The following is a 16,708-nucleotide window of genomic DNA, read 5'->3' as shown; positions in this document are numbered from 1 at the left end:
CCCAAAGCGGTCAGGGGGCAGGGTATGGTGAGGGTTGCAAGAGGTCTGGCGGCGGCGGGCACATGCCTGATGCTGGCGGGCTGTCTTGGGGCAGGCAGCGGCGGTGGCGCGGAGGTCTCGCGCTTTGGCGCGGGTCCGGACAGCGTGCGCGCCCTGCAAGGCGATGCCTCACCGCTCATCAGCGATCTGCGGGCACGGCGCTCGGCCTTGCCCGAGGGCGGCAGTTTCCACGAGGTGGCGCGCGCGGTGCTCGACGGCTACAGCCGCAGCGCCGAATCCGATCTCCTGAGCGCGCGTCTGCGCGCCGAGGCCGCATCCAAGAACTGGCTGCCCAGGATCGGGCCCAATATCAGCCTCACCAGCCTGAGCGACGTGGTGGGCCAGCTCATTATCGAGCAGGTTCTTTTCGACAATGGACGCAAGAAGGCCGAGCGCGCCTTTGCCGCCGCGGATGTGGAGGTGGCGGCGGTGACGCTGTCGCAGGATGTGAACAACCGTGTTCTGTCGGGCCTCACGCTGTATCTCGAGGCCGAGCAGGCACGCGAGCGCCGCGCGCTTGAGGCGCAGACGCTCGAGGATATGGCGCATTTCGAATGGATCATGTCCGAGCGCGTCAAGGGCGGCGTGTCGGATGTCTCGGACCTGACGGTGCTGCGCACGCGGCTGGCCGAGATCCGCGAGGTTATGGCCGCGCAAGCCGAGGCCGAGCGCACGGCGCTGGCCGAACTGGCGGCGATGGCGGCGCGGCCCATGGACGGGGTGCGCGGGCTGAGCGAGGTGCGCGTGGCCGAGGGGCCGGTTGCGCTGTCGGTCCTGCGCGCCGAGGCCGAGGCCGAGCGCGATGTGGCCGAAGCGATGGTGGCGCGGGCGGGGTTCCTGCCCGGCGTGGTCGCGGGCGGCACGGTGGGCGGCGGCAGCACGGATTTCGCGGTGCGGTTGCGCACCGAACAGCTTTGGGGCCTCGGCACCGGCGCGGAGTTGCGCGCGCTCGAGGCCGAAAAGGAGGCCGCCACGCGGCGGAGCGCGCAGGCCGCAGAGGACAGCGACCGGGTGGTGCGGCGTCTGGATGCGCGGCTTGACGCGCTGACGCGGCAGGCCATCGAGGCGGGCGCGTTGCGCGATCAGGCGCGCGCCAACCTGGACCTCTTCCAGCGGCAATATGACGGCGGGCAGCGGCAGGTGATGGATGTGGTCGGCGTTTATGAAACCTTTGCCGAGCGGCAGGCGCGGGCGCTGGCGTTGACATACGAACTGGCGCGCGCGCGGCTGGAACTGGCGGCGCATCTTGGCGTGCTGGCGGAAGGGAGCCGGATTTGACCGACACGCCCGCCAATCTGAGCGTGATGCCGGGGGGCGGCGCGGGCAGGCCCCTCGCCACGCCCGGCGGCGGGCGGCTCGGGGCGCGCGTGCGCCTGGCAAGCGCGCACGTGTCCCTTCTGGGGCAGCGCGCTGTGGAGGTCGATCTGCGCGAGGCCATGGCCGGGATCGACCCCGCGCCCGAGGCGCTGGCGGCGGGGCTGCGCGCGGCGGGGCTGAGCGTGCACGAAACGCGTGTCGCGGCCCCGGCACCGGACCTGTGGCCCGCGCTGGCCGAGATGACCGGCGGGCGGCTGGTTCTGGTGCTGGAACAGGCGCGCGGGATCGTCACGGTCCACGAGCCGGAGGCACCTGATGCCCGCGCGGAGGTGCCCGAGGCCGAATTCAGGCGCCATTTCGCGGGCCGGGTGCTGCGGGCCGAGGCCCCGGCGGCCTCGCTCGATCTGCCTGACGCGCCGAAGCACTGGTTCTGGGGCGAGTTCGGCGCGCTCAGGCGCCATGTCGCGGAAATAGCTCTGGGGTCGTTCGTGGCCAATCTGCTGGCCGTGGCGGTCGCACTCTTTGCGCTTCAGGTCTATGACCGGGTGATCCCGCACCAGTCGGAGGCGACGCTGTGGGTGCTGGCGGGCGGTGCTGCGCTGGCGCTGCTCTTCGAGGGCGCGCTCAAGACCGCGCGCGCGCAGATCCTTGACGGGGCCGGACGGCAGGTGGAATTGAACGTGCAGCGCCTGCTGATGGATCGCATCCTGGGGATGCGTTCGGAGCTGGCGGGCAAGGGGCCGTCGCAGCTCTTCAGCGCGATGCGCGAATTCGGTTCGGTGCGCGAGTTCTTTACCGCCGCCACCATCGGAACGCTGACCGATCTGCCCTTTGTGGTGCTGTTTTTGTTGCTGGTCGCCGGGATCGCGGGACCGGTGGTCTGGGTGTTGATTGCCGGCGCGGTCGTGATGGTGCTGCCGGGTCTGCTGATGCAGCGGCGAATGATGCGCCTGACCGAGGAGATGCAGGGCGCGGGCGTGCGCAGCGCGCGCCTTCTGCACGAGGCGGTGTTCGAGCTTGACACCCTCAAGACGCAGCGCGCCGAAGACCGGTTTCGCAGACTCTGGGCCGAGTTGACGGCGCTTCAGGCGCTGAAATCGAGCGAGCAGCGACGGCTGGGGTCGGCCCTGACGGCCTGGTCGCAGGGGATGCAACAGGCCACCTATATCGCGGCGGTGATCGCCGGGACCTATCTGGTCTTTGCCGGTCAGTTCACGGTCGGCACGCTGATTGCGGTGGGGATCCTGTCGGGGCGCACGCTGGGGCCGTTGACACAGCTTTCGGGCACGCTGGCGCGGTGGTCGAATGTGCGCACGGCGCTGACGGGTCTGGACCGGATCGCGCTGGCCGAGCAGGATCAGGCCGAGGGGCGCAGCTATCTGCGGCGCGCGCGGCTTGACGGGGGCTATCAGCTTCACGAGGTGCAGTTCAGCTATGAGGAGGGCGCGGCCCCGGTGCTCGATATCGCGGGGCTGGCGATCCAGCCCGGTCAGCGGGTGGCCGTGCTGGGCACCAACGGATCGGGCAAATCGACCTTTCTCAAGCTGCTGTCGGGGCTTTATGCGCCGACAAGGGGGCGCATCCTGATCGACGGCACGGATATGGGTCAGATCGCCCCGCGCGACCTGCGTCGCGGTATCGGCTATCTGGGGCAGGATGTGCGGCTGTTCGCGGGCACACTGCGCGACAATCTCAACCTGACATTGATGGAACGTGACGATGACCGGCTGATGGCCGCGCTCGATTTCGCGGGGTTGGGGCTCTTCGTGCGCGGCCATGCCAAGGGGCTTGATCTGGAGATCCTCGATGGCGGGCAGGGCCTGAGCCAGGGACAGAGGCAGTCGATCGGCTGGGCGCGGCTGTGGTTGCAGGATCCGCGCGTGTGCCTGCTCGACGAGCCGACGGCGGCGCTTGACCAGACGCTCGAGCGCACGCTGGTGAGCCGGCTCGAGACATGGCTGGAGGGGCGCACGGCGGTGATCGCCACGCACCGGATGCCGATCCTGAGCCTGACCACGCGGACGCTGATATTGCAGGCGGGGCGCATGGCGGTGGACGGGCCGCGCGATCAGGTTCTGGCGCATCTGGCGCAGGCGGGCGCAGGGGGGGCGAGATGAGCGACGCGGGCGGACAGACGCGCAGCGCCACCGGCATGATCGCCGATCTGAATGCGCGGATGGGGGGGCCGAGCCTGACCATCTGGCTTTGCGCGCTGGCGGTGTGGGCCTTTGTCCTCTGGGCGTCGCTTGCCTGGGTGGACGAGATCGTGCGTGCGCCGGGTGTGTTCATCTCGAACTCGCGGCCGCAGATCATCCAGAACCTCGAAGGCGGGATATTGGCCGAACTCCGGGTGCGCGAGGGCGATGTCGTCGAGCGCGGGCAGGTTCTGGCGCGGCTCCATGACACGCGCTTCATGACCGAGGTGGAGGATCTGCGCGCACAGATTGCGGGGCTGGAGGTGCGCCAGTTGCGGCTCGAGGCCGAGCTTGCGGGGCAATACGATGTGACGGTGCCTGCGGCCCTGGCCACGCGGGTGCCCGAGATGGTGGCCTCGGAGCGCACGCTCCTGAAGGCGCGGCAGGAGGATTTCGTCCAGCGCAGTGAGGGGGCCAAGCGCGTGCTGGAACAGGCGGCGGAGGAAAAGCGCCTGCTGGAACGGCTGCTCGATCAGAAGATCGTGGCGCTGATCGAGGTGACGCGGGCGCGCAAATCCCATGCCGACGCCGCCAAACGCTATGAGGAGATCGTCACGCAGGCCGAGCTTGAGCGCGCCGAGGCCTATGCCGAGACGTTGCGCGAGCTGGCGACGCTGCGGCAGACCCTGCGCGCCAGTCAGGATCAGTTGGACCGCACGGTTCTGCTGAGCCCGATGCGCGGCGTGGTCAACACGGTAAAGATCACCACGATCGGCGGCGTGGTGCGGCCCGGCGAGGAGATATTGGAGATCATCCCGCTTGACGAGGCGCTGCATGTCGAGGCGCGCGTCGCCCCGCGCGACATCGCAAACATAAGGCGCGGTCAGGAGGCGACGATCAAGCTCACTGCCTATGATTACACGATCTGGGGCACGTTGAAGGGGCGGGTGGATTTCATCTCGGCGGACACGTTCAAGGATGAGCGCGCGCGCGACCCCGATGGCGATCCGCATTACAAGGTGACGCTGCGGGTGGACATGGACGCGCTCACCCCCCGGCAGGCGGGGATAGAGATCAGGCCGGGGATGCAGGCGGAGGCGGAATTGCACACCGGCGAAAAGACGGTCCTGCAATACCTGCTCAAGCCGCTTTACAAGAGCCAGCAGGCGCTGCGCGAACCTTGACGCCTTGGGGCCTTAAGCTTGCCGGATTCGCAGGCTAAGGTGCGCGCATGGACGGGTTTGCGACAGACAGCGGCACGAGGCGGCACGGGGGCGGATCATGAGCGTCGTTCGCCGCCGCCGCGTGTTCTATATCCCCGGCTATGACCCGATCCCGCCGCGCCGCTACCGCGAGCTTTACCGCAAGGAGGCCGCCGCGCAGGCACAGGTTTCGGGCCACGAGATCGCGCTTGCGCCCGCGCAGGGCAATGCGCGGTTCGGCTGGGAGGTGCGCGCGCGGATCGAGGGACTGCCGGTCGAGGCCCGCGTCGAGGTGCTGGTCTGGTCCGACATCGTCAAGGGCAGCATGGATCAGGGGATCCTGGCCACCTATCTGCAACTTTTGCGCACGGCGGCGGCCTATATCGGCACCGGCGCGCTCTTTCGGCTGATGCGGCTGCGCAAGGGGCCGGTGATTGCGGCGCTCTATCCGGTGGGATTCCTGCTTGTGCAACTGGGGCTGGCGCTCTTGGCCGCGTGGCTGGCGGGCCGCGCGCTGGCGCTCTGGCATCCGTGGGCGGCTTGGGCTGGTCTCATGGCCGTGCCGCTGGTGCTGGAGGGGTTCCGGCGGCTCGATGGCCGGTTCTTTGCCTGGTATCTCATGCACGACTACGCTTATTCCGCGCGCTATCTGGGGGCCAATCCGCCCGAGCTTGAGGCGCGGCTGGCCGCGTTCGGCGACGCCATCGCCGAGGCGCTCTCGGGCGAGAGCGACGAGGTGCTTCTGGTGGGGCATTCGTCGGGGGCGCATCTGGCGGTCTCGGTGCTGGCCGATCTCATTCGCGCGGGGCGCGTGCCCGACAAAGGCCCCGCGCTCGGCTTCCTGAGTCTCGGGCAGGTGGTGCCGATGGTCTCGTTCCTGCCGCGTGCCTGGCGGCTCCGGGCCGATCTGGAATTTCTGAGCACGCGCGACGAGGTGTTCTGGCTCGATGTGACCGCCCCCGGCGATGGCTGCGCCTTTGCGCTGTGCGATCCGGTGGCGGTGTCGGGCGTGGCCCCTGCGGGCAAACGCTGGCCGCTGGTCATCTCGGCGGCCTTCACCCGGACGCTGAGCGCGGAGCGGTGGCGCGCCTTGCGGTGGCGGTTCTTCCGGCTGCATTTCCAGTATCTGTGCGCCTTCGATCACCCCAACGGTTACGATTATTTCGCGGTCACGGCGGGGCCGCAGACGCTGGCCGCGCGGTTTGCGGGGCGCGCGCCCTCGCCTGCGCGGATCGAGCGGGCAGTGTCGGGCTATCGGAGCGTGGCGCCATGATCCCGCCCAAACCGCCCGCGCGCGCGGCGCGGGTGTCGCTCTGGCGTTACATGCGCCTCTTTCGGGACGATATCCTCTCGGCGCAGCCCGCACGCCTCTACCGGGCCTGGATGGCCGAGTTCCGCACGCCGTTCTTCCGCTCGTATCTCTGCAACGATCCGGCGCTGATTGATCTGGTGCTGAAGGAACGGCCCGGCGATTTCCCCAAGTCGGAACGGGTATCCGAGGGGTTGCGCCCGCTCTTGGGGCGGTCAGTTTTCGTCACCAATGGCGCGGAGTGGCGGCGGCAGCGGCGCATCATCGACCCGGCGTTCGAGGGCGGGCGGCTGCGCGACACCTTCCCGGCGATGGTCGCGGCGGGGCAGGGGGCGGTGGCGCGACTGGCGGGCCGCGCGGATGGCGCGCCGGTAGAGATCGAGGAACATACCAGCCACGCGGCGGCCGATGTGATCTTTCGCACGCTTTTTTCGCTCCCGATCGAGAACGCGACGGCGGCGCAGGTCTTTGCCGAGTTCAAGGCGCATCAGCGCACGCAGCCGGTGCTGAACCTTGCCGCCTTCGTGCCGCTGCCGCGCTGGTTTCCGCGCTTTCACCGGCGCAAGACGGTGGCGACGGCGCGGCGCATCCGCGCGCTGATCGAGGGGCTGGTGGCGCAGCGCATGGCCGAGATCGCGGCAGGGTGCGCGCCCGACGATCTGGCGACCAAGATCATGACCACGCCCGACCCCGAAACCGGCGCGCGGTTCGATACCGCCGAAATGGTCGATCAGGTGGCGATCTTCTTTCTGGCGGGGCATGAAACAAGTGCCTCCGCGCTCGCCTGGGCGCTCTATCTGCTGGCGCTTTTCCCCGATTGGCAGGAACGGGTGGCAGCGGAGGCCGAAGCCGTGTTCGGCCCGCGCGCGCCCGAGTTCGCCGATATGGGGCGGCTCAGGCGCGCGCGGGACGTGTTCCGCGAGACGTTGCGCCTCTATCCGCCGGTGCCGATGATGGTGCGCGAGGCGGCCTGCCGCGAACAGTTTCGCGGGCGCGACGTGGCGCGCGGCGCGCAGGTCGTGCTCAGCCCCTGGCACCTGCACCGGCACGAGCGGCTGTGGGAGCGGCCCGACGAGTTTGATCCGGCGCGCTACGCCACCGAGAACGGGCGGGACTGTCTGCGCCGCGCCTATATGCCGTTCTCGGCGGGGCCGCGCGTCTGCACCGGGGCGGGGTTTGCCATGATCGAGGGGCCGCTTTTGCTGGCGATGCTGGTGCGCGGCTTCAGGTTCGAGGTGGTCAAGGATCGTCCGGCGATGCCGGTGGCGCATCTGACGGTGCGCGGGCGCGACGGGATATGGCTGTCGATTTCGCCGCGCTGACCCCTAGCCAAGCGGGCGGGATGCCCCTATGTTCGAAGTGTTCCCGGCAACGGGGACTATGGACATAAACGCGCTCGTAATACGCGGATCGGACCCGGGGGCGGTACCCGGCGACTCCACCAGACATCCTTCATTTGGGGATCACGGGGTCGAAACAGGATCGACGAACGTCTAAAGGGGTTATGCTTTGTCCCGGTGAGGTACCACCGTTATCGGTCCGAAACGTACAGTTGCAAATGACAACCGTGCTCCGGTGGCCGTTGCTGCGTAAGCAGTAACCAAACCGAAAACTGAAGCCCTTGCCTCTAGCAAGGTAAGGCGGGGTTCGCAGGCACCTGGCAACAGAAGCCTGCACTTTCATTTGCGACCGACAAGTGACTGAATCGCTGTAATTTTTTGCTTTGCATGTTCCCAGATCGCTACCTGCGCTTCGCCGATTTGTTCGCGCAGTCGCTTTCGCGGGTAACGCGGCCTTGGGGCAAGGCGGCGCATTGCATATCGCTGCTTTCCGTCATCTCCCGACACTTGTATAGGCCGGGAACCCGGCCGCTATCGCATCTGCTTCATTGGTATATGTTACGCAAGTCCGCCATTGTTGGCGATACCATTGCGCCTGCGCCGACAAGCGCGGGGACAATTGTCAGGGCAGGCGCTTCTCGCATGTCGTCCGTGTTTGGCTTGAAGGTCACGCGGAGAATGAGAATCCGTTTTCCGTTCACGGTGCCGCCACACAAGTCCATGATTTTATCGAGCATGCGCCGCTTGACGGCGTCATTGACCAGCATGACCGTCTCGGTGATGCGCATCGGCATTCCGTGCTCTTGGCCGATGCGCGCAAGTGCGGACGTGTCTTTTGGAAAGCAGGACCCGCCGTATCCCGGACCTGCATGAAGAAACTTGTTTCCGATGCGTCCGTCCATCCCCATGACCGTCGTCTCGACTATGCGGCAAGACTTGGCTTCCCCGTGCCACCACGCTTGCCCGATCTCCTCCATCTCCCGAACGCGGGCTATATCCGCCTGACGCGTGGCTCCGCCGTGCTGATCGCCGATCTGGCCCGGATCGGGCCGGACTATCTGCCCGGCCATGCCCATGCCGACCCCCTTTGTTTTGAGCTGTCCCTGCATGGGGGGCGGGTGTATGAAGATCGATGAGGTCGCCAAAGGTCTGGAGGCGGGAGACGGACGACTTGTTCGGCGCCAGCCCCTGATCCACCCGGGTCTCCGCTCGGGCAGGGCCCAGCGATGGGCGTCGTCGCGGCTTCGGGCCGTCTCGCTCGCGTGAGCCACCCTTTCGTCTGATCTGGACCAAGGTCAGGCACCGGAGGGGAGCGTGGGTAGATGGAGGCCATTTTCGTGTGCGGCTCATGTGTGCAATGAGTCGTGAGACGGGGCAAATTCGGGGATACTGGGGCGTAGTCCAGCGTAGCAGCATCCGCCGCCAACAGTTTGAAGATACACAAAAAATGCAAATAAATCAACATGCAAGATTGTCTGCGGCGCCGATGATGGACTGGACCGACCGGCATTGCCGGTATCTGCACCGCCTGCTCAGCCGTCACACCCTTCTCTATACCGAGATGGTCACCGCGCCCGCGCTGGTGCGGGGCGGGGCGGTGCATTTGCTCGATCACAGCCCCGAGGAGCATCCCGTCGCGCTGCAACTGGGCGGGTCGGACCCGGAGGAACTGGCGCGGGCGGCGCGGCTGGGGGCGGAGGCGGGCTATGCCGAGATCAACCTCAATTGCGGCTGCCCCAGCGACCGGGTGCAGTCGGGCACCTTCGGCGCCGTGCTCATGCGCACGCCCGATCTGGTGGCCGAGTGCTGTGCCGCGATGATCGCGGCGCAGCCGCGCGAGGTCACGGTCAAGTGCCGCATCGGCGTTGACGAGCAGGACCCGGAGGCGGTCTTGCCGGAGTTTCTCGCACGGATCGTGGCGGCGGGGGTGACGCGGGTGATCATCCATGCGCGCAAGGCCTGGCTGGACGGGCTCAGCCCGAAGGACAACCGCGAAATCCCGCCGCTCGATTACGGGTTGGTGCAGCGGATGAAGATGTTTTTTCCGAACCTGCATATCTCGATCAATGGGGGTATTACCTCGCTTGACGCGGCCGAGGCGCTCTTGGCCTCGGGGCTTGACGGGGTCATGGTGGGGCGCGCGGCCTATCATCAGCCTGCCGATATCCTGTGCGCCGCCGACCGGCGGATATTCGGCGCGCCGGGGCCGGATGCGACGCCCGAGGGCGCGGTGCGCGCGATGCTGCCCTATATCGAGGCGCATCTTGTGGCGGGCGGGCGGCTCCACCAGATCACGCGGCACATGCTGGGCCTCTTCGCGGGCCGTCCCGGGGCGCGGGGCTGGCGGCGGATGCTATCGGAGGGGGCGGTGCGGCCCGGCGCGGGGCCGGAACTCGTTGAGGCAGCGCTGGGGCAGGTGGCGCGCGCGGCGGCGTGAGCCTAGCCGTGCCGGTCGATCATGCGGCGCGCGGTGGCGGCGAGCGCGACATCGCTCAGGTCGGGCAGGGTAAGCGTGGCATCCGCGCCGGTGCGGGACATGCGCGTGTAGCGCGGGTCGTAATGGGTGCGGATCAGGTCCTCCACCAGGGCGGCGAAGGCCCCGTCGGTTGCCAGCGCGCGCCACGCTTCGACCTGCGCATGGCCATGATAACGCACCAGCCGGGTAAGGATGCCATCGAGCCGGTCGGGATCGGCAATCAGATCCGCATATTCGCTGAGAATATGGCCGACGCGGGCGGTCATCGGCGCGGCGATGCGCAGGCTTTGGGCGCATTTCATCGCGGTGGTGAGCGCGGGCGGCAGGGTGATGCGCCCGATGCGCGCGCTTTCGGCCTCGACAAAGACCGGGCGGGCCGGGTCGAGCGCGGCCACACGCGCCGCAAGCGTGCTCTCGAACGCCTTTTGCGAGGGTTGTGCCGCGCCCATGAGACCAAAGAGCGAGCCGCGATGCCCCGCCATCGCCTCGAGATCGAGCACCTGCGCGCCCGCCGCCTCGAGATGCGCCAGAAGCCGTGTCTTGGCGGTGCCTGTGCCGCCGTCGATCAGCACGACCGGGCAGGGCAGGGGGCTGTCGTAGAGGGCTGCGACCACAAGGCGGCGATAGCTGCGATATCCACCCTCGATCACATCCGCCCGCCAGCCGATCTGTTGCAGGATCGAGGTGAACGAGCCGGACCGCTGCCCGCCGCGCCAGCAATAGACCAGCGGACGCCAGCCGCCCGGACGATCCGCAAGCGGGCCTTCAAGATAGGCGGCGGCATTGCGCGCGACCAGCGCGGCACCGATCTTGCGCGCCAGAAAGCGGTCCTGCTGGACATAGATCGTGCCGACGCGGGCGCGCTCGGCATCCGACAGGACCGGCAGGCTGATTGCGCCGGGGATGTGATCCTCGGCATATTCCGACGGCGCGCGCACGTCGATGACCTCGTCAAAGGGCAGGGCGGCGAGCTCTGGAAGGCTGCTGAGACGGACGGGCATGGGCGGGACTTTGCAATGGATATGCGCCTTCCATGCCCGCCGCGCGCACCGGGCGCAAGGGGCCGCGGCGGCCTTGCTGCCGTCACCGCGCTTGTCCCGGCGCGTGGCCCTCCTATCTTGAGGCAAAAGACGTGGGCGGAGCGGCGGGCGCGCCCGACATGGCGCGCCCCTGGCATCGCCCCGATTTCCTTGAACTGAAGGAGACACAGAGATGGTCATGATCACACCCACCCGCCGGACCGTCCTTGCCGGGGCGGCGGCGCTCGCGGCCACCGGCCTCATGGTGCCCGCTCAGGCCAAGGGGCTGGCCCCCACGCGGACGATGCGGGGCGGGGCCAACAACTATCTGCCCGACGCGCCCATTGTCGAGCGGATCGGCGGCGGCGGCTTCTGGATGAGCGGGACCGTGCGGCGTGCGGGCGACGGCGCGCCCTTGCCCGGCCAGCGCATCCAGATCTGGGCGCACACCACCGAGGGGCACGAGCGCGACCCCCACAGCCACGGCGCGACGCTGACCGATGCAAATGGCGTCTTTCGCCTCGAGATGCCGCAGATCGTGCCGGCCTTCGGCCAGCCTCACGCGCATCTCGCCTATGACAGCGGCGCGTTCGAGACGGTGTCCCTGCGCCCGGTCATGGCCAGCGCGCGCGACACGAGCCTGACGGCGGATTTCGTGCTCATGCCTGTCTGAACGGGATGACCGCGCGCAGGGCGATCCTGATCTGGGGCGGTCTTGCGGTTGCCGTGGGTGCCCCGCTTGTCGTGGCCGCGACAAGCCCGCTGCTGGCCTGGCGCGAGCCGGTCTATATCGCGGCGGGCTTTGCCGGGGTGGTGGCCATGGCGCTCATGTTGCTGCAACCGCTCCTGGCGGGGGGCTATCTTCCGGGGCTTGGGCCGGGGCGCGGGCGGCGGGTGCACCGGCTGACCGGCGTGGCGCTGCTGGTCGCGGTGATCGGCCATGTGGTCGGCCTCTGGATCACAAGCCCGCCCGATGCGATCGACGCGCTGCTTCTGCGCTCGCCCGCGCCCTTCGCGCCCTGGGGGGTGATTGCCATGTGGGGGGTGTTTGCCGCCGCGCTGCTGGCGCTGGTGCGCACGCGGTTGCGCCCTCGGGTCTGGCGGCTTGGCCATGGCGGCATCGTGGCGCTTGTCGTGGTCACAAGCGCGGCCCACGCCCTGCTCATCGAGGGGACCATGGGCACCGTGACCAAGGCCGTTCTCTGCGCTCTCACCGTTGTCGCCACCGCCAAGGTGCTGAGCGATCTGCGTATATGGCGGCTGCTGCGGCGCCGGGGCGCATGACCGGGGGGCCTTCGGCCCCCCGTGTCCGCGTCAGGCGCGGCGGCGGCGGCTTCCGGCGCGGCCACCGGTGCGGGCCTCTTCACCCGGCTTGGGGGGGGCCTTGTTGAACTTGATCCAGTTGCCGCCGTGGGGATCGTTGTTCATCAGGAAATTGGCGGCCATGATCGCCTCCATCTCCTTGCCCGGGCGCGCCTTGGTGCTGCCCAGACCGAAAAGCTGGCAGAAGGTCTCGTCATCCATGTCCTCGGGCAGGATCAGACCGGTCGCCGCCACTTCGGCCTTTTTCGCGGCAATCTCGGCCTGTTTCACCGGCAGGGCGATGGGGTTCATGATGGCGCTTGTCATGCCCGCGCCGATTGCCATGGGCAGGAAGGCGTTGTTGATGCCGTGGCGATTGGGCAGCCCGAAAGACACGTTCGACGCCCCGCAGGTGGTGTTGACGCCCAGTTCCTCGCGCAGGCGGCGCACCAGCGTGAACACCTGAAGCCCCGCCGTCGCCATCGCCCCCACCGGCATGACCAATGGGTCGACCACGATATCATGGGCCGGGATGCCGAAATCGGCGGCGCGCTCGACGATCTTTTTTGCCACGGCAAAGCGCACGTCCGGGTCCTCGGAAATGCCGGTGTCGTCGTTGGAAATCGCCACCACCGGCACGTTGTATTTCTTCACCAGCGGCAGCACGTATTCAAGCCGCTCCTCCTCTCCCGTCACCGAGTTGAGCAGTGGACGGCCATGCGCGGCCTTCAGCCCCGCCTCCAGCGCCGCGGGCACGGAACTGTCGATGCAGAGCGGCAGATCGACCAGCCCCTGCACCAGCTCGATCATCCGCGTCATCAAGGGCGGTTCGGTCTCGTTGGGGTTGGGGTTGGAGTTGTAGACCACGCCCGCGTTGATATCGAGCACGGTCGCGCCAGCGGCAGCCTGCGCGATGGCATCCGACTCCACGGTCGAGAAATCCCCCGCCTCCAGTTCGGCCGCGAGCTTCTTGCGCCCCGTGGGGTTGATGCGCTCGCCAATCACGCAGAACGGCTCGTCAAAGCCGATGATCGCGGTCCTGGTCTTGCTCTCGACGATGGTGCGGGTCATGGTCTATCCTTGTTTGCTGGCGGGCACACCGGAGGCGCCGCCGTTGTCGATGGCCCATTGGGCATTGGCCTTGATCCCGCCAAGCGGGAAGAAATGCACGCGCTCGATCAGGCTCTCGGGGTTGTCGGCCTTGTGCGCGGCAAGCGCCGTCAGAACCTCGGTCGGCTCATAGGGTAGAAGCAGCTTGGAGACATCCATGGCGCGCTTCTGGAGCACCTTGAGCGACGGCCCCACACCGCAGGCAATAGCGAATTTGATCAGCGTCTGCAATTTCGCAGGCCCCGCGATGCCGATATGGATGGGCAGGCGGATACCGGCCGCGCGCAGGCCTTCGGCCCATTTGACAATGGGTCCGGCCTCGAACGCGAATTGCGTGGCCAGCGCCATCTCGGCATCGGTCGTTTCCGAGAATTTCTGTTTCCAGTGCAGCGCGTCCTCGACGTTTTTCATGCCGCCATCGGGGTCGATATCGCGGTTGCCCTCGGGGTGGCCCGCGACGTGCAGCCGCTTGAAGCCGGCCTTCCCGAACTCACCCGACTCCAGAAGCTGCATGGAGGAATGGAAATCGCCATGCGGCGTGGCCACGCCACCTGCCAGAAGCAGCGCCTGCTCGACCCCCGCCTCGCCCTGATAGCGCGCGATCCAGTCCCGGAGGGTGGCCGCGTCCTTGATGATGCGCGCCGGGAAATGCGGCATGACAGGATAGCCCTCGCGCGAAAGGCGCTTGGCGGTGGCGACCATGTCCTCGATCGGCGTGCCCTCGATATGGGCGATATAGACACGGGTGCCGCGCGGCAGCAGCTCGCGGAAATCCTCGACCTTCTCGGCGGTGCGCGGCATCACCTCGATGGAATAGCCCTCGAGAAAGGCCTCCACCTGCCCGTTCGCCGGGGTCGTCGTCTCACGCCGTCTGAAATTCAAAAGTGCCATCGCGGCCTCCCATAGCGATCCGGGGCGCATTCATGCCCAGCCATCATTGGCGATCAGCGCCTTGAGGCGGTCCTGATCGTAGTGGGCATCGATCCTTGCGGCCTCGGCACGGGCCACCTCGTCCTGATCCCCTTCGACGGCATAGGGCTCGGCCTTGCGCCACTCCGCAAGATAGGCGTCGGTGCCCGCCGCGCCCGTCTTCATCGCGGCACGGTCGATGGCCTGCTCGAAACGCTCGGGCAGTTGCACCTTGGCGCCACGGCGCCCCTTGCCGACGATGACCTGCGCGGGAATATCCCGCCAGTAGACGATAGTGACATCAACCATGGCCGATTCCTTTTCCGTGCCCCTCAGTAATCCACCACCCGACGCGCGCGGTGTCGGATTTCGACGCAAAGGGATCAAGCAGCGACGCAGGCAATCTAACCGCGCTGCGCGGGCGGGGCCATGGCGCGGGATCGGAAAAATTCTCAAGATCATCATGGGCGGCGCGTTGCTTCGGCGCGCGCAATGAAAAACCGGACAAGGCGGCCTGCCTTGCCCGGTATGTCCTGTCGTTTGGGGGGGCTCAGGCCTCTTCGGCCTCGCCCTCATCCTCGTCCTCGCCCTGCGAGCGCAGCGCCGAGGGGGCGGAAATGTTGCAGATCACGAAATCGCGGTCCTTGATCACCGGCTCGGCCCCTTCGGGCAGATCGATCATGCTGATCGTGACCACATCGCCGACCCGCTCGATCTTGGACAGGTCCACGGTCAGGTGATCGGGGATGTCGCCCGCCAGCACGTTCAGTTCGACCTCTGGGCGCACCACGGTCAGCACGCCGCCCTTGCGCAGGGCCTTGCAGTCCTCCGCGTTGATGAAATCGACATGGATGAACAGGTTGATCCGCGTGGTGCGGCGCAGGCGCATGAAATCGACATGCGTCGGCAGGTCCTTGACCACGTCGCGCTGCACGTCGCGGCAGATCACGCGCACATCCTCGTGGCCATCGACCTTGAGGTTGAAGAGCGTCGATTTGAACCGCCCCTTCTTGAGCCGCTTCAAGAGCACGTTGAACGGCATTTCGATCGGCAGCGGATCGCGATCCCCGCCATAGACGACACCCGGAACCATGTTTGCACGACGTGCTGCCCGAGCGGCGCCCTTGCCCGTCCCCGTGCGTTCCTGGGCGTGAAGATCAGGAATTTCTCCAGCCATGTTTTCTCTCCTTGGCAAAAGCGGGATGCCTCCAAGGCTGTCACCCCGCATGAAGCCGTGCGCATACCCCAAGCCCGCCCGCTTGGAAAGGGGCAAAATACCCGTGGCCCGGCTTCATCGTTCCATAAATACTCACTTTGCGCCGCTTGTGGCACTCACGCCCAGTCGCCGATGAAGCCCTTGGGGATGAGCAGCACATCGCGGTCCAGATCATGCACGTCGCGCCGCCCGCAAAGCCCCATCGTGGTATCGAGTTCCTTCCGGATCACCTCAAGCGCGCGGGTCACACCCGCCTCGCCCATGGCACCGAGGCCATAGACAAAGGAGCGCCCGATATAGGTGGCCTTGGCACCGAGGCTCAGCGCCTTGAGCACGTCCTGGCCCGAGCGGATGCCGCTGTCGAAATGCACCTCGATCCTGTCGCCCACGGCCTCGGCAATCTCGGGCAGGGCGCGGATGGCCGAAAGCGCGCCGTCAAGCTGCCGCCCGCCATGGTTGGAGACGATGATCGCATCCGCGCCGACGTTGAGCGCCTCGCGCGCGTCGCGCACATCCATGATGCCCTTGATGATGAGCGGGCCGTCCCACATCTTGCGAAAGACTCGGATGCGGTCCCAGTCGAGCGCCTGATCGAAGGCCTCCGCCGTCCAGGAGGAGAGCGAGGAGGGATCTGTCACGCCCTTCGCATGACCCACGATATTGCCGAAGCTGCGCCGCTTCGTGCCCAGCATGCCAAGGCCCCAGTGCACCTTGGTCATCATGTTGGCGATGGATTTCACGGTCAGCTTGGGCGGGGCGGAAAGCCCGTTCTTGAGGTCCTTGTGCCGCTGCCCGAGCATTTGAAGATCGACCGTGATCATCGCCGCCGAGCAGTTGGCGGCCTTCGCGCGGTCAAAGAGGCGCTGCATGAAATCGTCGTCCTTGAGCGTGTAGACCTGGAACCAGAACGGCTTTTCGGTGTTCTCCGCCACGTCCTCGATGGAGCAGATCGACATCGTCGAGAGGGTAAACGGCACACCGAATTTTTCCGCCGCGCGCGCCGCCTTGATCTCGCCATCAGCGTGCTGCATGCCCGTGAGGCCCACGGGCGCAAGGCCCACCGGCATCGTCACCTGCTGCCCGATCATCGTGGTTGCCAGATTGCGGCCCGTCATGTCGATGGCCACGCGCTGTTTCAGCCGCAATTGCGCGAAATCACCGGTGTTCTCGCGGAAGGTCTGTTCGGTCCAACTGCCCGATTCCGCGTAGTCGTAGAACATCTTCGGCACGCGGCGGCGATAGATCTTCTTGAGATCGTCGATATTGGTGATGACGGGCATGGACGGCACTCCGGACATTGGCAAGACGGGCTTATCAGCGCCGGGGCGCGCGCG

16 protein-coding genes, 1 other RNA gene and 1 pseudogene are annotated in these 16,708 nt (G+C 67.2%); 11 read left to right on the top strand and 7 right to left on the bottom strand.

Annotated elements, in window-relative coordinates:
• Nucleotides 1-24 precede the first annotated feature (24 nt).
• The 6 genes from ACSSV8_RS07150 (at nucleotide 25) to ssrA (ending at nucleotide 7,680) form a co-directional block, all read left to right on the top strand.
• Complete coding sequence (locus tag ACSSV8_RS07150; protein ID WP_454281973.1) at nucleotides 25-1,317, top strand: TolC family protein; 1,293 nt, start codon at nucleotides 25-27, stop codon at nucleotides 1,315-1,317.
• Between the two features lie 26 nt (nucleotides 1,318-1,343).
• Nucleotides 1,344-3,473 carry an ATP-binding cassette domain-containing protein gene (locus ACSSV8_RS07145; RefSeq protein ID WP_454282009.1) on the top strand — a complete coding sequence of 710 codons (2,130 nt, stop codon included), beginning with the start codon at nucleotides 1,344-1,346 and terminating at the stop codon, nucleotides 3,471-3,473.
• A complete protein-coding gene (locus ACSSV8_RS07140) occupies nucleotides 3,470-4,675 on the top strand; it encodes an HlyD family type I secretion periplasmic adaptor subunit (RefSeq protein WP_454281972.1) in 1,206 nt (401 codons plus the stop codon). The genes ACSSV8_RS07145 and ACSSV8_RS07140 overlap by 4 nt, the downstream gene beginning before the upstream one ends.
• Before the next feature lie 97 nt (nucleotides 4,676-4,772).
• Complete coding sequence (locus ACSSV8_RS07135) at nucleotides 4,773-5,966, top strand: hypothetical protein (RefSeq protein WP_354539625.1); 1,194 nt, start codon at nucleotides 4,773-4,775, stop codon at nucleotides 5,964-5,966.
• A complete protein-coding gene (locus ACSSV8_RS07130) occupies nucleotides 5,963-7,324 on the top strand; it encodes a cytochrome P450 (RefSeq protein WP_454281971.1) in 1,362 nt (453 codons plus the stop codon). The genes ACSSV8_RS07135 and ACSSV8_RS07130 overlap by 4 nt, the downstream gene beginning before the upstream one ends.
• Nucleotides 7,325-7,680, top strand: a transfer-messenger RNA (tmRNA) gene (ssrA, locus tag ACSSV8_RS07125).
• 155 nt (nucleotides 7,681-7,835) lie between these two features.
• On the opposite strand, the pseudogene ACSSV8_RS07120 reads toward ssrA, so the two are convergent.
• Nucleotides 7,836-8,250: pseudogene (locus ACSSV8_RS07120) on the bottom strand (UDP binding domain-containing protein); the annotation flags it as partial.
• Between ACSSV8_RS07120 and ACSSV8_RS07115 the strand changes: the two are divergent.
• Nucleotides 8,212-8,478 carry a heparinase II/III domain-containing protein gene (locus tag ACSSV8_RS07115; RefSeq protein ID WP_354539623.1) on the top strand — a complete coding sequence of 89 codons (267 nt, stop codon included), beginning with the start codon at nucleotides 8,212-8,214 and terminating at the stop codon, nucleotides 8,476-8,478. The pseudogene ACSSV8_RS07120 and the gene ACSSV8_RS07115 overlap by 39 nt on opposite strands.
• A 311-nt stretch (nucleotides 8,479-8,789) precedes the next feature.
• Nucleotides 8,790-9,779, top strand: coding sequence for a tRNA dihydrouridine(20/20a) synthase DusA (gene dusA / locus ACSSV8_RS07110; protein WP_354539622.1), 990 nt, complete (start codon nucleotides 8,790-8,792; stop codon nucleotides 9,777-9,779).
• A 2-nt stretch (nucleotides 9,780-9,781) separates the two neighbouring features.
• Here dusA and mnmH read toward each other — a convergent pair whose 3' ends face one another.
• On the bottom strand, nucleotides 9,782-10,819 hold the full coding sequence (gene mnmH / locus ACSSV8_RS07105; protein WP_454281970.1) for a tRNA 2-selenouridine(34) synthase MnmH: 1,038 nt from the start codon (nucleotides 10,817-10,819) through the stop codon (nucleotides 9,782-9,784).
• Nucleotides 10,820-11,036: 217 nt separating this feature from the next.
• Here mnmH and ACSSV8_RS07100 point away from each other — a divergent pair, with 217 nt between their 5' ends.
• A complete protein-coding gene (locus ACSSV8_RS07100; RefSeq protein WP_454282008.1) occupies nucleotides 11,037-11,510 on the top strand; it encodes a twin-arginine translocation pathway signal in 474 nt (157 codons plus the stop codon).
• A gap of 5 nt (nucleotides 11,511-11,515) precedes the next feature.
• Nucleotides 11,516-12,121 (top strand): ferric reductase-like transmembrane domain-containing protein, encoded by a 606-nt coding sequence (locus tag ACSSV8_RS07095; protein ID WP_454281969.1) that lies wholly within the window; start codon nucleotides 11,516-11,518, stop codon nucleotides 12,119-12,121.
• 30 nt (nucleotides 12,122-12,151) lie between these two features.
• Here the strand turns inward: ACSSV8_RS07095 and ACSSV8_RS07090 are convergent, their stop codons facing one another.
• From ACSSV8_RS07090 to ACSSV8_RS07080, 3 genes are read right to left on the bottom strand one after another with little or no spacing between them, the layout of a single operon-like run.
• Nucleotides 12,152-13,210: a methyltetrahydrofolate cobalamin methyltransferase gene (locus tag ACSSV8_RS07090; RefSeq protein WP_354539619.1), complete on the bottom strand. Its 1,059-nt coding sequence runs from the start codon at nucleotides 13,208-13,210 to the stop codon at nucleotides 12,152-12,154.
• A 3-nt stretch (nucleotides 13,211-13,213) separates the two neighbouring features.
• Complete coding sequence (locus ACSSV8_RS07085) at nucleotides 13,214-14,140, bottom strand: methylenetetrahydrofolate reductase (RefSeq protein ID WP_354539618.1); 927 nt, start codon at nucleotides 14,138-14,140, stop codon at nucleotides 13,214-13,216.
• Nucleotides 14,141-14,170: 30 nt separating this feature from the next.
• The gene (locus ACSSV8_RS07080; protein WP_454281968.1) at nucleotides 14,171-14,467 is read right to left on the bottom strand and encodes a virulence factor; all 297 of its coding nucleotides are present in this window, start codon (nucleotides 14,465-14,467) and stop codon (nucleotides 14,171-14,173) included.
• Here ACSSV8_RS07080 and ACSSV8_RS07075 point away from each other — a divergent pair.
• Entirely contained in the window at nucleotides 14,466-14,654 is a 189-nt protein-coding gene (locus tag ACSSV8_RS07075; RefSeq protein ID WP_454281967.1) for a hypothetical protein, read from the top strand. The genes ACSSV8_RS07080 and ACSSV8_RS07075 overlap by 2 nt on opposite strands.
• Before the next feature lie 54 nt (nucleotides 14,655-14,708).
• On the opposite strand, the gene ACSSV8_RS07070 is transcribed toward ACSSV8_RS07075, so the two are convergent.
• Both ACSSV8_RS07070 and ACSSV8_RS07065 read right to left on the bottom strand, forming a co-directional pair.
• On the bottom strand, nucleotides 14,709-15,335 hold the full coding sequence (locus tag ACSSV8_RS07070) for a 50S ribosomal protein L25/general stress protein Ctc (RefSeq protein WP_454281966.1): 627 nt from the start codon (nucleotides 15,333-15,335) through the stop codon (nucleotides 14,709-14,711).
• Nucleotides 15,336-15,490: 155 nt separating this feature from the next.
• On the bottom strand, nucleotides 15,491-16,654 hold the full coding sequence (locus tag ACSSV8_RS07065; protein WP_354539615.1) for an alpha-hydroxy acid oxidase: 1,164 nt from the start codon (nucleotides 16,652-16,654) through the stop codon (nucleotides 15,491-15,493).
• Between the last annotated feature and the right edge of the window lie 54 nt (nucleotides 16,655-16,708).

It is taken from the genome of Roseovarius sp. MBR-79, assembly GCF_053628555.1.
This window is presented reverse-complemented; position numbering and strand designations above follow the sequence as displayed.